The sequence below is a fragment of the Bacillus sp. Hm123 genome, from assembly GCF_051842975.2.
Classification (GTDB): Bacteria; Bacillota; Bacilli; order Bacillales; family Domibacillaceae; genus Bacillus_CE.
The window spans coordinates 2,578,089-2,594,785 of sequence record NZ_CM200277.1; the positions used below are offsets into that span (position 1 = coordinate 2,578,089).

Here is a 16,697-nt window from a genome sequence, read left to right on the forward strand (position 1 = left end):
TTATTTATTAATCGCTGACGCCCTCCACTTTCTTTTGTGGCCGCGCCAACGAGAAAGAATTTGAATAACAGCAACTATAGCTTGCCCGGGACGGAAGGCAATCATACATGAAAATTTTATTTGTAAAACAGATTGACCAAACACAGGCTGGATGACGATTTCCGGTTCTGATGTCATCCTCATTAAAAAGCTTGTAACAGATATGGCACTACTTTTTACAGCCCAAAGAGAGCCTGTCGCCATTCCAGTCCAAGCAGCATCCTTCATTCCAATAATGGTCTCCCAATGAATATCATCAATCTCCACTTTTTTCAAAAAGGAGCGGACGACTGTTTGCAATGATTCGACTTGTTGGATCAACCTCTTAGTATCCTCTAGTATCTGCTCAAACTCGGAGTAGCTAATTTCTTTTTCAACAGCCTTATTCGTCTTTTGCTCAAACAAAAGACTCGGCGGTTTTTTCCCCCGGTTCGTCAGCAGCTTAACAAACGGAACTTTCACTGTATAAGAGATGAGTCCTTTCCATAACTCCAATCGAACGGTAAAATCTACATTCCCTTTTTCAACAAAAGAATCAATAAAAATGCGTAGCTTAGATAAACAAACGATCACTACTAAAAAAAACAATAAGCCGAGTATCCACCAAACATATACCATTATTTCCCGCCCTTTCCGTTAGCATTGTACCCGAAAGAAACGAAGCCTATTCATATGGAGGTTGAAAAAAGCCATCGGACAATGCCCGATGGCTACTTACGCTTATGAATAAGCAGGTGTTTGTTGGATCGTAAGTGTATTTTCGTGAATTACAGTCGTATCAGCAAACAGATCATGTACACCTTGTTTTTTTGATAAAAAGGCAGCGAGTATATATGGAATGAAAAGCGTTGCAGCGATATAACGCCCTAGCAACTCCCTCACTAATACCGTTTGCCAAGAGAGCTGAGGATCGTTTAAGGACACTACCTTTAACCCTAAGACCATTTTGCCAACGGTTTGCCCCAAATACTTCGTGAAAATAATAAAATATAGATAGAAAACAGCTGCTGTTGCCACATTGATTGGGGCAAACATGCCACTCGCATGAATGTCTACCTCAAGCAACCGAAAGACCGGATAAATGACCAGCCTTGAAATACTGCCAATGACGATTAAGTCAATTACATACGCCCAAACTCTCATCCAGAAGCCCGCATAATGAGGTGTTGTGACGTAAGGAGGCTTTTCTTCTATTAGTGGCTCAGTAACTAACTGTTCTTCTGTTTCTTTATTGAACTCATCGTTCATTTCGCCATCCCTCCTTTATTCTGCATATAAGTACATTAATCGCGGAGAATTTGGATGTGACAATAGCTTCATTAAAGTACTAACATCATCGTTGCCACCAAACATTTGCTGTGCTTTCATTGAGAAATATGAAGGCCATCCTAAGTCCGATTCATACGTAACGACTTGAGCACCTTTTAATTTAGCATCCTTTTTCAGCTGTGCAATCACATCATCTAAATAGCCAAAATCGTCAATTAAATTATTCTCTTTCGCTTGTCGGCCATCGTAAATACGACCATCTGCAATTTTTCTGACCTCAGCATCTGACATGCCTCGTCCTTCAGCAATGACTTTGACAAAACCATCATAAGAATTGTCGATCATCTCTTGCATAATTTTCTTTTCTTCGTCTGTCATTTTTCGAGTTGGACTCATAATGTCTTTATGCGGACCGCTTTTAATTGTGACAAAATCCACGCCGTATTTTTTAGCGAGTTCCGAATAATTGACGCTTTGCATAATAACACCTAAGGAACCCGTTAATGTTTCCGCACTCGCAAAGATTTTGTCTGCTGGTGCCGATATGTAATAACCACCTGAAGCCGCAATCGATCCCATCGATACATACACGGGCTTTTTCGTTTCTTCCTTAATTTCAATAATTTTTTTATGAATTTGGGCGCTTTCGACTACGCCTCCACCTGGAGAATTAACTTGAAGAATGATTGCTTTCACCGCATCATCCTCTTTTGCTTTATCCATTTTTTCCATAAATTCTTGATGATTGTAGCCTGGTGAAGCCATGAACGGTTGCGCTGCTCCCGTATCTTGAATGACTCCATCTACTGGAAGAATCGCAATTTTCTCCAATGGGTTTCCATCTTCTTTCACGTTCTCAGTGAATCCTTCTGTTCCTAATGCTGTCTTCCAGTTGGAACTAGAATCTTTAGCTGAAGACGAAAAGTTAATAATTACCGATACAATAAATAAAGCAGCCGCAGCCGCAAGGGCGATACTTCTTTTTGCGTTCACGATTTCCTCTCCTCTCATGTTAAAAACTAGTTGCTCATAGTATGCATATTATAAGCTATCCCTATTTTACCAAAAATCCGCTTTTCTACCTACCAATAAATGAAATGATGAAATTTTCGGTTAATGATGATCGTTTTTCAACATGAATGGCTTCTGTTGATACCACTTTGTTTGCGACAAAGAGAATAGTAGTAAGGCTGTCCAAATAAAGGAGAAGGCGGTCAGTTGTACGGACGTAAATGGTTCATTATAAACAAAAATTCCAAGCAACAAGGTCATGGTTGGAGTCACATACTGTAAAAAGCCGATCATATAAAGCGGAATTTTTTGCGCTCCTTGAGCAAATAATAATAACGGAATCGCTGTCACCGTTCCACCAATTATAAGTAATAAATCCGTTGATACAGAATAAGAAAAAAGAGATACATCCCCATTTACATAAGTAAAAACTAAAAATACTAATGCGATCGGTGTTACAACAGCAGTTTCTAACGTTAAACCAACCGCTGCGTCCACTTGGATCATTTTCTTTGCCAGCCCATATAACGCAAACGTGACAGCTAGACCGAGAGAGATCCATGGAAATTGCCCATAGGAAACGGTCAACACAAGTACGCCGCCCATCGCTAACATAAAAGAGAAAATTTGTGCTTTTGATAGCGATTCTTTTAAAATAAACACACCTAATAACACGGTCATAAGCGGATTAATGTAATAACCGAGACTCGTTTCAATAATGCGATCGTGATTGACGGCCCAAATAAATAAGAACCAATTGAGGCTGACTAATAAAGAAGCGACGATTAAAATGACGGCTTGTTTCGGCTTCCTTCGCATCGCTTGTAAAGTTGCTTTCAACCGTCCTATTTTTCTTGTAAATAATAGAAATAACACCATCGAAACAAATGACCAAAATATTCGATTCGCTAAAATTTCATCCGCTGCAACATGCTCCAGCCATTTCCAATAGATCGGAAACAATCCCCATACTAAATAGGCGCTACCTGTATACATAATGCCTACTTTCGTTGACTCTTTCATATGCTCCCCCACTTCCTTCTAGTCACGAAATACTTTCATTATATCGCTCTTTTCAAAAAAAGAAACCCGCCTATTGAACGGGTTCCTAACATGCGTTAGTTTTTCACTTCTAATTCTGCTTGGCGTAATTCTATGCGCCGAATCTTTCCTGAAGTCGTTTTCGGTAATTCTTTAATAAATTCGATTTTACGAGGGTATTTATATGGTGCTGTCATGTCTTTCACATGATCTTGTAATTTTTCTACAAGACCCGCTTCATTCTCATCGACACTATCTTGAAGAACGATGAAGGCTTTCACGATATGTCCGCGAATTTCATCTGGACTAGCGACGACCGCACATTCTTTCACATCCGGATGCTTCACTAACGCATCTTCTACTTCGAACGGCCCGATCGTATAGCCGGAGCTAATAATAATATCATCGCCACGCCCTTCAAACCAGAAATAGCCATCTTCATCTTTTTTCGCTTTATCCCCTGTGAGGTAATAATCTCCACGGAATTGCATCGCTGTTCGTTCTGGATCTTTATAGTAATTTTTAAATAAAGCCGGCGTATCAATACGGACAGCGATATCACCTACTTCTCCAGCACCAACCGGCTCTCCATCTTCATTAATGATTTCTACACAATTGCCAGGTGTTGGTTTCCCCATCGATCCTGGCTTTACTTCCATTCCTTTTAATATACCGATCACGAGCGTGCTTTCTGTTTGACCATAGCCATCGCGTACTTCTACATTAAAATGCTTTTTAAACGTGTCGATAACTTCGCGATTTAATGGTTCTCCAGCTGATACAGCGGAATGTAAATGCTCCAAATTATATTCATCAAGATTGTCTACTTTCACCATTAAGCGGTATTCAGTTGGCGTACAGCATAATACGTTAATTTGATTACGATCAAGCAGCTCCAAATATTTTTTCGGCTCAAATTTGCCGTTATAAACGAATCCTGTCGCTCCTGAACCAAGGACAGATAAGAACGGGCTCCATATCCACTTTTGCCAGCCTGGTCCGGCCGTTGCCCATACGACATCCCCATCTTCAATTGCAAGCCAGTTTGGAGCCGCTGTTTTCAAATGAGCGTACCCCCAAGCATGCGTATGAACAACCCCTTTTGGATTGCCTGTTGTACCAGATGTATATGGCAAGAAGGCGATATCATCTTTAGACGTATCGGCGATTTCTAGCTCATCTGACGCTGTCTCCATTTTTTCTTCTAAGTCCATCCATCCCTCGACTTGACCACTAAAGGAAAATTTAATCATGTCATTAATCTTATCTGCTCGATTAAACTCTTCTGTAAAAGGAGCATAAGAAACGATTCCTTTCACTCCTGCATGTTCAATACGATAATTTAAATCTTTCGTTCTTAATAACTCCGAACTCGGGATGATGACTAAGCCTACTTTTAACGCCGCTAAAAATACTTCGTATGCTTCAATAAGCCGCGGCACCATGATTAAGATCGGGTCTCCCTGTTTTAACCCCGCCTCAAGGAAAGCGTTTCCAATCTTGTTCGTTGCTTTCATTAGCTCCGAATATGTAACCTCTTTTTGTTCCCCTACTTCGTTCTCCCATTTCAAAGCGACACGATTCGGATCTTTCGCAAATTTCTCCACTTCCATCACGATATTATACTTTTCTGGTGCTAATAAATCTTCACGCTTCATCCTAATTCCCCCCTTGTCCGATTTAATCTGATTATACTAAATTATTAAAACTTTTAAAATATTTATCTGAAAAAAATTTCCTTTCACGTCGTAAATGTGAACATTTTTTCAGAATAAAGAGGAACCCTTCTTGAGCTCCTCTGTAAATCCTTATAATAACTCGGCTAAGCGAGCATCTGTTTTTTCTTCTGGTAAGCGAATTGTGACGGTATTGTCTACCGCTTCTTCCATCAATTGTTCAAAATCAACAAAGCTTTCGAAAAACTCCACTTTATCGAGTTTCGGGCGAGTTTTCGGAGCAGGTGGTGTAAAGATTGTACAGCAATCTTCATAAGGTAAAATCGAAATATCATGAGTGCCAATTTTTTGAGCTACACTAATAATATCTAATTTATCCATAGCGATCAGCGGACGTAAAATTGGCGTCGCTGTCACCGCATTGATCGCAAGCATACTTTCAAGCGTTTGACTCGCTACTTGCCCTAAGCTTTCTCCCGTAACAAGGGCTAATCCTCCCTTTTTTTGACGGATTTTATCAGCGATGACGAGCATCATCCGACGAGTTGATGTCATCGTATAGTTTTCTGGTACTTGCTCTTGAATCTTTTGCTGAATCGCTGTGAATGGGACAATATGAACGTTAATCGGTGTACCAAGTTCCGTTAATTTCGTTGCTAAGTCGAGTACCTTTTGCTTCGCTCGTTCACTCGTATACGGCGGGCTATGGAAATGAATCGCTTCAATAGCTACTCCTCGCTTCAGCATGAAATAGCCGGCAACTGGGCTGTCAATTCCGCCAGATAGCAACAGCATCGCCTTGCCGCTCGCACCGATTGGCAACCCTCCTGCTCCCTCATACTTTTCGCAAGATAAAAAGACGCCTTCCTTCCGCACTTCCACTAGCAAATTAACATCAGGCTGTTTAACATCTACCTTTAATTCCTGAATGTTTCTTAATACGTGAGCGCCAATTTCATAGTTGATTTCATTTGTTTCTAGTTCAAAGCTTTTATCTGAACGTCTCGTAGATACTTTAAACGTACAGCTTTCCGTCACATTTTTTTGAACAAGGGCGAGCGCCGCTTCTTTCATTTCTGGAAGCTCTTTCGCTGTTCGTACAACGGGACTGAACGATTGAATACCGAATATTTGCGTCAGTCGTTCCTTCACTTTTTCAAAAGGAGTCTCATTTAAATGAATGTACATCCGGTCACGCCCGGTCTCGATTCGAATATCATATTCTCTTAAAGCTGTTCGAATATTGTTTTTTACTTTATTAATAAATTGATTACGGTTTCGTCCTTTTGTCGATAATTCTCCGTAACGGACGAGTACACGATCATAGTTCATCATCGTCACCTCTGGACTTTCGTTAATTTTGGTAAAACATGCGCTAGCTGTTTAATAAATGTTTTCGCTTCTTCTAAAGAATTATCGTAAGCAAGACTTAGACGGATGCTGCTATCGGCTTCCGCTTGTGAGATTCCCATCGCGCTCAGCACGGTGCTCGTTTTCTTCTGCTTCGAGGAGCAAGCGCTTGTTGTGGAAATGAAACAATCCTTTTCTTCTAGGGCATGAACGAGCACTTCGCCTTTGACGCCTTGAATAGAAAGGTTCAGTATATGGGGCGCACAGCCTGTTAATGGGGTATGAATGGTCACCTCGTTCATTTTCTCTAGTTCTGTTCGTAAAAATGTTTGGATGCTTTTCATACTTGAACTTGCTTGCGCTCGTTTCTCCTCGGTCATTCGCAACGCTTTCGCCATCGCCACGATGCCACCTGTATTTTCGGTTCCGCTTCGGACTTTATCCTCTTGCTCACCACCGGATAACAGTGGAGATAACTGGACACCTGTTCTTTTATATAGTACTCCTGTTCCTTTCATCCCATGAAATTTATGAGCAGAGAAAGAACATAGATCTATATTTCGTAAGTCGAGCGGCACCTTTCCAATCCCCTGTACATCATCTACATGAAACAGCACTTTCGGATAGCGAGTAAGTAGCTTGCCGATCTCTTCAATCGGTTGAATCGTTCCCGTTTCATTGTTAACATGCATAATAGAAACTAAAATCGTTTCATCGGTTAATGCTTGCTGAAGAGTGGGAACCGATACACGTCCTTCATGATCGACTGGCAAATAAGTGACTTGAAAGCCATACTCCTCTAGCTGTCTGCAAGCTTGCAAAACAGATGGATGCTCCGTTTGCTCGGTAATGATATGCCTTCCTCTGCCTTTATAGGCGAGTGCCGCTCCTTTAATCGCTAAATTATTCGATTCGGTTCCTCCAGATGTGAACAGAACCTCTTCTAGCTTGACCCCTATTAAAGAAGCAACTTGGCGACGAGCGCCCGTCAATAGCTGTTCTGCCTCTAATCCAAGCTGATGAAGGGAAGAGGGATTTCCAAAAAACTGTTCATTCACCTTCAAAAAAGTAGCTAAAGCTTCTTTATATGGTTTTGTCGTAGCACTATTATCAAAATATATCATGTAGGCACCTGCTTTTTTCCGTTTGTTCAACAGCTATCATAACATAGCCGCTTTTTGATGAAAACTTCATCTGAATTTTCAAATTTTTAATTTTATTAACATAAGGTTTATTTTTTATGATATGATTTTTCCTTGTGAATAGATTTAGATTTCAAGGAGGTTCTTTATGGCTAATAAAGCCTTAACGGCGAAAGAAATATTTGCTGTTGGATTGATGCTTTTCGCTCTATTTCTCGGAGCAGGAAATATGATTTTCCCCCCTTATCTCGGTCAGCAAGCAGGAGAGAATGCTTGGTTAGGTACCGCAGGATTTTTAATTACAGGAGTCGGTTTGCCTTTACTTGGTGTCATTGCCATTGCGCGAGCTGGAGGTAGTGTACAAGCGATTGCTGGGCGAGTTTCACCATTATTCGGTGTCATATTTACGGTCGTAATGTACTTAGCGATCGGACCTTTTTTTGGTATCCCAAGAACCGGTACTGTAGCTTATGAAATTTCTATATCGCCATTTTTATCAGAAAATTTAAACAAGAGTCCGTATGCCTTGTTCATTTTTACGGCATTGTTTTTTTCTTTCACAGGGTGGCTCGCATTAAACCCGACGAAGCTTGTTGATCGAATCGGTAAAATTTTGACTCCATTGCTTCTACTAGTATTAGCGATCCTTGTCGGTAAAAGTGTGATTACTCCGATGGGAGAGATTCAGCCACCTCATACAAATTATGCATCTGCCCCTCTCTTTAAAGGGTTTATTGAAGGATATTTAACGATGGATACCATTGCGGCTCTTATCTTTGGGATCGTTGTCATTTCAGCGATTATGAATAAGGGGGTAACGGAAGAAAAACAGGTAGCGAAAGTGTGTATTCAAGCAGGCTTTATTGCTGCTATCGGATTAGCTCTTGTCTACTTATCGCTTTCTTTTATCGGCGCAACGAGCACAGAAGCGATTGGCATTCAAGAAAACGGTGGCGCCATTTTATCCAAGTCCGCCACTCATTTATATGGTGAGGCCGGGACGATTATTTTAGCGCTAGCGATTTTCTTCGCTTGTATTACGACATCGGTAGGGCTCGTGTCAGCGACAGCTCAATATTTCAGTCGGTTATCATCTAAGTTATCCTATCCGATGTTAGTAATGATTATGTCGCTATTTAGTATGGCCATCGCCAACGCTGGTTTAACGAAATTAATCTCCATCTCTTTACCAGTATTGATCATGATCTACCCATTAGCGATTGTGATATTATTGTTATCCTTTGTTGATCCGCTATTTAAAGGGTATTCAGCGGTCTATATCGGTGCATTGTTACCTACTGCTTTAATTAGCCTGCTCGATGCTCTTCACGTAGCTGGTGTCGATGTGTCGGCTGTTGTTGATGCATTAAAGTTCATCCCTTTCCTCTCTGCTGGGCTCGGATGGCTAGTTCCTGCGATACTAGGAGCGATGATCGGTTTTCTATCCGCTTCCTTACTAGGCTGGAAAAAAGTGCATCATCCTCATGTTAAATCATAAATAAAAGGGGCGTCCTTAACGGATACGCCCCTTTTATTATTAACTATTCATCATTTTTTCAAGCTTTTTTAACCCTTTTGGATCGACTTTATCAATAGCCGTCGCCGCTTCTTCTAACGCTGCCCGATAATCATAATTTCTAAAAGCGAGCTCCGCTTGATTAAGCTGCGAGCTAATCGCAGGATGTGAACGTTTATAACGATTTCCATATTGAATAATTCTCTCAGCTAGTTCGGCTTGTTCAATTATTTCTTCTGTCTTCTTCTCTAGATGCTCTACTGATTGTAGCGCTTCGCGTAGCTTGTCCTGAACCTGCTTCATGTTTAAAGGCTTTTCATTCAAACAATCCACAACTTCATCGACTCGTCCCTTCGCTTCTTCCGTTAAAGATTGATAAAAATCTGGTACACCTGGCATATTGCTTTTTTGAATCGTCCGGAAAATATCATTCACCTTTCTCCGAAGTTCCAGCAGTTGATCACGTGCCTCCATCTCATCTTTGCGTAGCGTCTGCAAAAAGTGAGTAAAGCTCGTTTGTTCTTTTTGCAATTCTTTTAGCTGATCATGGATTTCTTTTAACTCATCATGTAAAAAGGAGTAAGTGGTTTTTTGCTGAACGATTCTTGATTCAAGGTTGTCATATTTTTTGACCACTCGAAAAAGTTCTTCCTCAATCTTACGAGGGAGACCCGCTTCTTCCTCAACTAGCTGATAGCTTTGGCGAACAGTATCTGTTTCATCTTGTAATTGTTCATTCGCTTGTTGTAGTTGTTCAATCTTCTCTCTCGTTGATTCGTTATGTTCGATAATAAAAAGTTTTGCATCGACTTCTTTTTCTAGCAAATCGTAGAAAAAGTCAATGCTATCTTTCACATCACGAATCGCTTCTTCTACTTCATGTGTATCTGTTTTAATAATGTAGCCCTTAAACTGCTCAAGCTGTTCGCGCAAATCAGTAATTTCTTTCTCAATATGTAAATGATCAAGTAAATAACCGCTTCTTTTCATCTCTCGATAGCCTGACTGAATTTCATCAAGTTGCGAAGGTAACAAGTTCGTCGTTTCCGATAGCAACACAGGAACTCGCTCCATTTTATGTAGAATTAGATCCATATCTTCTTGCAGCTTAAGAATCGTCTCTCTTGCTTCTAAATAATTTCCTTCATTTGTTAACTCTTCAAATTTATCAAATTGTGAAGATAAGGCATCTAATTGCACTTCAAATATTGGGGCTGCTTTTCCAAATGTGTGACGGTGAGCAAGTAGCTGCTTTCTTGCTGCTCGTTGCTTCTCTTTCATGTCTTCACTTTCTTTTCTGTTTTGTTCTTCACTACCGATCAGCACTTTCAGCTCAGCTAAAATCGTATTCACTTTCTCTTCCGATTGCTCCAATTGATACGAAACCTCTTCATTGATCTCTCTCGTTTTACCAAAACGATATTTATTTAACCATTCCTCGGCTTCGAACAATTTTTCGTCCACGTTCGGAAGTTCTTCCGCTAACACTTCATCCCACATTGCACGCCAGCGGTCAAATAATTCTTCCGTCTGACCAGTCATGTTTAATTGCTTCACTTGTGTCAATTCATCGGATATAGGTCGATTCATTAACTCGATTTTCTTTTGTTCAAGCTCATCAATTTGCTTGAATAGCTTCCTTCTATTTATGTAGGCAATAATTAAAAGTATGGCTACTAATAATATTCCGCCAATTACATATTTCATGTTAAGCCCCCTGTTCTTCTATCAAAAAATCAATCTATACATTCTCTACGATCCATTTAAACAATTCGCTCTCAATACTACTAATGATATCATGTATTTGACTTTTTTTAATGACAAAATTCGTTTTTTTCGCCTAGTTTCAAAAAAATTTGTTACACTTATTTAGCAAGTAGATAATCTGGAGGAATAATAATGAAAAGAGATGGGCATATTCACACACCCTTTTGTCCGCATGGGTCAAAGGATGCTTTAAACGATTATGTAGAAACCGCTATCCGTCAAGGCTTTCGTGAAATGACCTTCACTGAGCACGCACCGCTGCCAGAAGGATTTATCGATACAACTCCGACAAAGGATAGTGCTATGGAACTTTCTGTTATGGAGGAATATTTCCATACTATTCAACAGCTACAAAAAGAATACAAACAAGATGTGACCCTCCACCTCGGATTAGAAGTGGATTATATTGAAGGCTTCGAGAAGGAGACGACACAATTCTTAAATGAATACGGCCCCTATCTCGACGACTCAATTCTTTCCGTTCATTTCTTAAACCATAAGCAAAATTGGTACTGCCTCGACTATAGTGCTGACGTATTTGAAGAGATGATCGCCATGTTCGGCTCGGTGTCAGCCGTTTATCAAGCCTATTTTCACACCGTATACCAATCGATTTTAGCGGATCTTGGTGCGTATAAACCGAAACGCATCGGACATATGACGCTTGTCCATAAATTCCAACAGAAATTCCCTTGTACGAAAGATTTCAGCGCTGAAATTAATGAAATTTTACAAAAAATGAAACTTAATCACTATGAACTTGATTATAACGGAGCTGGTGTCGTCAAGCCTTTATGCGGTGAAACGTATCCGCCAGCCGAAATAGCTGCCAAAGCAACAGCGTTAGGAATTCCATTAGTCTATGGATCAGATGCTCACTCCGCTAAAGGAATCGGTCAAGGAAGCGAACAGATTCAACTGTAACTTCTGACTAAACATACGAAAAAAACCTATCCTTACCATCAAATGAGCCCTAAAAGGTAGCATTCATTTGATGGAAGGTAGGCTTTTCACGTTATTGATCATTTGAACAAATGATCACTTTGTTCTTCCCGGTTTTTTTTGCTTTATAGAGCGCTTCATCCGCTTGATTAAATAAAACCTTCACGCTGCTTGTCTGTTCTTTAGACCAATAAGCTACACCACAGGAAATCGTCACCCTTGGGTTCGTTGAATGAGCGACACTTTCTACTAATTTCTCAGCAATCACCACTCCTTCTTCCAAAGACTTCTCCGGAAAATAAAGGGCAAGCTCCTCCCCTCCCCAACGAGCGGCAATATCGTTCTCTCCTGTTGTTTTTCTAATGAGATTGGCCACTTGAATAATTGTTTCATCGCCTGTTTGATGACCATATGTATCATTAACAGCTTTGAAATCGTCAATATCTATCAATAAAAATGTTCCTTCTTCATCTTGTGCAATCGATTCGGAAATAGAACGATCTAAATAATTTCGAGAAAACAACTTCGTCAAATGATCGGTAATAACAAGCTTCTCTAACTCCTCTCGTAACATCGCATTCGTTAAGCCGAGGGTTGAGTGATGAATTAACGATTGTAACAACTTGTACATATCAAACGTGAATCCATAAGCTTCCTGTTTCAAAACGATACAAAAGCCTTTCAACACACTTCCGTGAACCATCGGCACAACCATGAGGGAATGGTAAGGAAGATGCTCTTCTAACTTCCCTGCTAACTCTCCAACAAAAAAAGAATCCTTTTCTTTTTGAATTCGTTTCCAAGCATAGTCAATGTATCGTTGTCCTTCATGCTCATAGAAAAATCTACTGCTACCTGGAAGTATTTCCATCTTTTCATCATCTATAAACATAAACCCAACCGCCGAAGCTTGAAAGAAACGCGCGATTTGATCATTCAAGTATTGGGTCGTATCAGTAAAGCGAAATGTCGAATTCAGTTGGTGCGACGTTGCATTAATTAACTGTAAATCAGCAATCAATTTCCGTGACTGCTCATACAATTTCGCTTTTTCGATTGCACTCCCACCTGTATTTGCCAAAATCCGAATAAAATCTTTTTCACTTTCCAATATCTGTCTTTCGGCTGGGATCTTCACTTGTAAAACCCCATACACACCTTGCTTGCCCATCAATGGAGCATAAAGAATAGAAGCTTTTCTTCCTGGACGTTGCTCTAGCTGTACTTTTCCGTTGATATAAGCGGACATCGCTTCTTCACTGGCCCGTTCAAAGTTAAAATGCTCCGTCGGTAATTCTTTGTACCGGTCATCAATCGCTAATAGGAAGTGATACGTGTATTGAGGAAACACCCGTTCAAGTGTCGATAATATTTCGCCAAGTACGTATTCAATATCTAAAGACGAATGAAACTTCTCCGTCACATTAAATAATTCTTTATATCTTTTTTCATTATTTGTTCCAAAATTCATTTGTTTGATAAAGGTGATAAATTCATTCGTTGCTTGCACAAAGGAACTCAATTGCTCATCGGTGAATTCTTCAAGTAATTCTTCCGGTACTTGCAGAAATAAATATAGCTCACTACCATCCGAAAGTTGAAAGCTAAGATTTCCTTTCTTAGGCAAGTTTCTCCCTTTGAGGAATGGAACCGTAAATGCTTGATAAATGGTGTCATACTCCTCGTTTGCTATTTTTTCTACGTCAATCCATCCGGAATATAGGCGTTCTCCCCGATATAACGCGAGCTGGTCTGTTTTAAATAGCAAACGAACGAGATCGAGCCACTCCTGCACAAGCTGATCTGGAGTTATTAAACTTTTTTGACTTTGAATGATTAACTGAAATAGCATCGCTTTATAGTTCACTAACCATTCAACTTTATCATTACTATCCATCTTAATCCCACCTACATTTCTTTTCGGATAGAGACCTTCTCATATTTAATCGGTGAATCACCAGCCACCCTTGATGATTATAACATATTTACTCCGACTAAAGTTTTATAAAACGGTTTTATTCTCAAGACAATAGATATTGACATGTATAGAATAAAATTATATACTATTCTTTGTGTAAAATAAATGCAGCCTAAGTGAACACTTTTACGAATTTATTTTGTTCCTTGATCTAAAGTGATCTAAGGGGCATCGCGTAACCCTCTGCTGCTGGGGCGATGGTGCATGAAAACAAAATGACCGAATTGCTGTCTCACCCGGTTTTTATTTTACAACAAAATAAAAACATTTAAAGGAGGAGCTATATTATGGCTCGTTATACTGGCTCAACATGGAAATTATCCCGCCGCCTAGGAATCTCTCTTAGCGGAACAGGAAAAGAATTAGAAAAGCGTCCTTACGCACCTGGACAACATGGTCCAAACCAACGTAAAAAGCTTTCTGAATACGGTTTACAATTACAAGAGAAGCAAAAGCTTCGTCATATGTATGGAGTAAATGAGCGTCAATTCCGTAACCTATTCGTAAAAGCTGGTAAAATGAAAGGTGTATACGGCGAAAACTTCATGATCCTTCTTGAAGCTCGCTTAGATAACCTAGTTTACCGTCTTGGTTTAGCTCGTACTCGTCGTCAAGCTCGTCAGCTTGTTAACCACGGTCATGTAACGGTTGATGGTCAACGCGTTGATATCCCATCTTACCAAGTAAAACCAAACCAAGTGATTTCTATTCGTGAGAAATCAAGAAGCCTTGAAATCGTTAAGGAAGCAATCGAAGTAAACAACTTCGTTCCTGAATACTTAACTTTCGATGCTGACAAATTAGAAGGTACATTCACTCGCCTTCCTGAGCGTGCTGAATTATCAGCTGAAATCAACGAATCTCTAATCGTAGAGTACTACTCTCGTTAATAAATCGGGTTGTAAACTCGACTTCAAAACCCGCAAAACATTGTTCATTCAATGCTTTGCGGGTTTTTTGTTTGTTTTAAGATTGGACTCTTTTCACAAAAAAAGGACTGATGATCCCATCAGCCCCGACTGCAAATGACCAGTCAATGTGACCTAAGGTGCTACCTCCAGTCTTATATATAATATGAAAAGCGAAAGACAAGTGCTCCTCATCCAGTCTAGTTCTTAAAACCTACGAAAAAACACTTCCATTTACTCTCAAAATTGTGTATATTATTACCTGTTGGGTTTTCAAGTTAAAAATGATTAATGGGAGAGATTGTAAGTTGGAAACACAAAAGACTTGTCACCATTTATTGAGCCAAATAGATTCTAAGCGAGATTTAATGATTTCAACAGGAATAATGAAAGGTCTGGGGAATTCAGAAACGATACGATATAGCCAAGAACTCGACCAACTCATTGTTCACTTCCAAAAGAATTGTAATTGTTGGAATAAATGTTTATGAATAAACTAATTCATATCGAAAAAAACAGGCTAATGAGAAATGCTCGATAGCCTGTTTTGATTTTGCCATTAGTATTTAATTAAGAAATATTTCTTTTTCCCGCGACGAATGATCGTGAATTTGCCTTCCATTTTATCGGCTTCAGATAAAACGTAGCTTGTATCTGTCACTTTGTCACCGTTAATGGATACCGCTCCATTTTGAATGTCTTCACGCGCTTGACGCTTCGATGGCGAAATACGAGCAGAGACAAGCAGTTCAACAAGTGCTAACTCTTCTTCGTTCGCCGGTTCATAGGATGGCACATCTTTAAAGCCTTGTGCGATTTCAGCCGCCGTTAAGTTTTTCACATCGCCGCTAAATAGTGCCGCGGAGATTTTGATCGCTTGTTCTAGCGCCTCTTGGCCATGAATTAAGCGTGTCATCTCTTCCGCTAATGCTTTTTGTGCTTTTCTTAAATGTGCTTCTTCTTGCATCGACGCTTCTAGTGCTTCAATTGTTTCCGGTGTTAAGAAGGTGAAAATTTTCAAGTATTTCACGACATCGGCATCCGCTGCGTTAATCCAGAATTGGTAAAACTCATACGGAGATGTTTTTTCCGGGTCCAACCAAATCGCGCCGCTCTCTGTTTTACCAAATTTCGTTCCATCTGCTTTTGTCACAAGTGGAATTGTCATGCCGAATGCCTTTTCTCCTTCAGGATTCATTTTGCGAATCATTTCTAAGCCAGTCGTAATGTTACCCCATTGGTCACTTCCGCCAATTTGCATTTTGCAGTTATGGTTTTCGTATAAATGATAGAAATCCATCGCTTGTAAAATCGTGTAAGCAAACTCGGTGAAAGAAATACCAGAGTCTAATCGTGAAGAAACAATGTCTTTCGCCAGCATGTAGTTAACGCCGATGTTCTTACCAAAGTCGCGTAAGAATGTCACCACATCCATTGAGCCAACCCAATCATTGTTATTAACTAACTTCGCTCCATTCTCACCTGAGAAATCGAAAATCTTCTCTAATTGCTTTTTAATGCATGATACATTGTGCTCCACCATTTCAGTCGTTTGCAGCTTTCTTTCTTCACGCTTCCCGCTCGGGTCACCAATCATCCCTGTCGCTCCACCAACTAATACAATTGGACGATGGCCATGATTTTGAAAACGACGAAGCGTTAAAAATGGCAGTAAATGTCCGATATGCATACTATCTGCGGTCGGGTCCACTCCACAGTATAGGGAAACACTTTCTTTGTTTAACAGTTCTTTCATACCTTCTTCATCCGTTTGTTGGTAAACAATCCCACGCCATTCTAATTCCTGCATTAAATCCATTGATCATCTTCCCTTCTTTTTTATTAGCGTTTTTCACAAATACAAAAAACGCCCCTGCAATTATGCAGGGACGCTATATGTATGCGCGGTACCACCCAAGCTTGAGAACATCTATTTCTCCACTTCATTGAAATAACGGCCAGGCCGTTTGCTGCTACTAAAAGGTTCGCAACAAAAGCTACAGGGGGTAATTCATTCAACTATTTGTACTGGTTCTCACCAACCACCAGCTCTCTGAA

General features: G+C 40.0%; 14 protein-coding genes and 1 other annotated feature (1 of these 15 only partly in view). Of the genes, 4 read left to right on the forward strand and 10 right to left on the reverse strand.

The annotated features are described in order from the left end of the window. The 7 genes from ACSVDJ_RS13450 to ACSVDJ_RS13480 all read right to left on the reverse strand — a co-directional run bounded on the left by ACSVDJ_RS13450 (nt 1) and on the right by ACSVDJ_RS13480 (nt 7,510). Nucleotides 1–657, reverse strand: coding sequence for a DUF2953 domain-containing protein (locus ACSVDJ_RS13450; RefSeq protein ID WP_439169848.1), 657 nt, complete (start codon nt 655–657; stop codon nt 1–3). A 102-nt stretch (nt 658–759) separates the two neighbouring features. Further along, complete coding sequence (locus ACSVDJ_RS13455; RefSeq protein WP_439169847.1) at nt 760–1,287, reverse strand: RDD family protein; 528 nt, start codon at nt 1,285–1,287, stop codon at nt 760–762. A 15-nt stretch (nt 1,288–1,302) separates the two neighbouring features. After that, nucleotides 1,303–2,301 carry a signal peptide peptidase SppA gene (sppA, locus tag ACSVDJ_RS13460; RefSeq protein ID WP_439169846.1) on the reverse strand — a complete coding sequence of 333 codons (999 nt, stop codon included), beginning with the start codon at nt 2,299–2,301 and terminating at the stop codon, nt 1,303–1,305. Between the two features lie 120 nt (nt 2,302–2,421). Further along, nucleotides 2,422–3,342 carry an EamA family transporter RarD gene (rarD, locus tag ACSVDJ_RS13465; protein ID WP_439169845.1) on the reverse strand — a complete coding sequence of 307 codons (921 nt, stop codon included), beginning with the start codon at nt 3,340–3,342 and terminating at the stop codon, nt 2,422–2,424. 95 nt (nt 3,343–3,437) lie between these two features. Then, entirely contained in the window at nt 3,438–5,018 is a 1,581-nt protein-coding gene (mbcS, locus tag ACSVDJ_RS13470) for an acyl-CoA synthetase MbcS (RefSeq protein WP_439169844.1), read from the reverse strand. 150 nt (nt 5,019–5,168) lie between these two features. Beyond that, nucleotides 5,169–6,368: a tRNA uracil 4-sulfurtransferase ThiI gene (thiI, locus tag ACSVDJ_RS13475; RefSeq protein ID WP_439170032.1), complete on the reverse strand. Its 1,200-nt coding sequence runs from the start codon at nt 6,366–6,368 to the stop codon at nt 5,169–5,171. A gap of 5 nt (nt 6,369–6,373) precedes the next feature. Next, complete coding sequence (locus ACSVDJ_RS13480; protein ID WP_439169843.1) at nt 6,374–7,510, reverse strand: cysteine desulfurase family protein; 1,137 nt, start codon at nt 7,508–7,510, stop codon at nt 6,374–6,376. A gap of 166 nt (nt 7,511–7,676) precedes the next feature. Here ACSVDJ_RS13480 and brnQ point away from each other — a divergent pair, with 166 nt between their 5' ends. After that, nucleotides 7,677–9,026, forward strand: a complete 1,350-nt coding sequence (gene brnQ / locus ACSVDJ_RS13485) for a branched-chain amino acid transport system II carrier protein (RefSeq protein WP_439169842.1) — start codon at nt 7,677–7,679, stop codon at nt 9,024–9,026. Nucleotides 9,027–9,065: 39 nt separating this feature from the next. Here brnQ and ezrA read toward each other — a convergent pair whose 3' ends face one another. Continuing rightward, nucleotides 9,066–10,751 (reverse strand): septation ring formation regulator EzrA, encoded by a 1,686-nt coding sequence (gene ezrA, locus ACSVDJ_RS13490; RefSeq protein ID WP_439169841.1) that lies wholly within the window; start codon nt 10,749–10,751, stop codon nt 9,066–9,068. Nucleotides 10,752–10,943: 192 nt separating this feature from the next. Between ezrA and hisJ the strand changes: the two genes are divergently transcribed. Beyond that, nucleotides 10,944–11,735: a histidinol-phosphatase HisJ gene (gene hisJ / locus ACSVDJ_RS13495; protein ID WP_439169840.1), complete on the forward strand. Its 792-nt coding sequence runs from the start codon at nt 10,944–10,946 to the stop codon at nt 11,733–11,735. A 91-nt stretch (nt 11,736–11,826) separates the two neighbouring features. Here the strand turns inward: hisJ and ACSVDJ_RS13500 are convergent, their stop codons facing one another. Continuing rightward, a complete protein-coding gene (locus ACSVDJ_RS13500; protein ID WP_439169839.1) occupies nt 11,827–13,650 on the reverse strand; it encodes a sensor domain-containing diguanylate cyclase in 1,824 nt (607 codons plus the stop codon). 368 nt (nt 13,651–14,018) lie between these two features. Here ACSVDJ_RS13500 and rpsD point away from each other — a divergent pair, with 368 nt between their 5' ends. Next, nucleotides 14,019–14,621, forward strand: a complete 603-nt coding sequence (gene rpsD, locus ACSVDJ_RS13505; RefSeq protein ID WP_439169838.1) for a 30S ribosomal protein S4 — start codon at nt 14,019–14,021, stop codon at nt 14,619–14,621. A 302-nt stretch (nt 14,622–14,923) separates the two neighbouring features. Then, nucleotides 14,924–15,130 (forward strand): aspartyl-phosphate phosphatase Spo0E family protein, encoded by a 207-nt coding sequence (locus ACSVDJ_RS13510; RefSeq protein ID WP_439169837.1) that lies wholly within the window; start codon nt 14,924–14,926, stop codon nt 15,128–15,130. Nucleotides 15,131–15,198: 68 nt separating this feature from the next. Here ACSVDJ_RS13510 and tyrS read toward each other — a convergent pair whose 3' ends face one another. Beyond that, nucleotides 15,199–16,458: a tyrosine--tRNA ligase gene (gene tyrS / locus ACSVDJ_RS13515; protein WP_439169836.1), complete on the reverse strand. Its 1,260-nt coding sequence runs from the start codon at nt 16,456–16,458 to the stop codon at nt 15,199–15,201. A gap of 63 nt (nt 16,459–16,521) precedes the next feature. Continuing rightward, nucleotides 16,522–16,697, reverse strand: a binding site (T-box leader); it runs 42 nt beyond the window's last position.